Annotated in this window: 1 protein-coding gene; it reads left to right on the plus strand. The window is 67.1% G+C overall.

Going from position 1 to position 225, the window contains the following annotated elements; genetic code table 11:
* Positions 1 to 225, plus strand: a 225-nt coding sequence (locus ADL29_RS14815; RefSeq protein ID WP_157878499.1) for an acyltransferase domain-containing protein, incomplete at both ends; no start/stop codon positions are given.

Raw genomic sequence — 225 nt, forward strand, 5'->3', positions numbered from 1 at the left:
GACACGTCCATCATGGATGCGGCGTACTGGCACCGTAATCTGCGTCAGACGGTCGAGTTCGAGACGGCGACGTCGGCGCTCGCGGACCAGGGCTTCGGCCTGTTTGTCGAGGTCAGCCCGCACCCTGTGCTGACCTTTGCGATCCAGGACGTGGCCGCCGTGGGCACCCTGCGTCGTGACGACGGTGGCTGGGCCCGTTTCCTGACCTCGGCCGGTGAGGCCTTC

This window comes from Streptomyces chattanoogensis, from assembly GCF_001294335.1.
Lineage (GTDB): Bacteria > Actinomycetota > Actinomycetes > Streptomycetales > Streptomycetaceae > Streptomyces > Streptomyces chattanoogensis.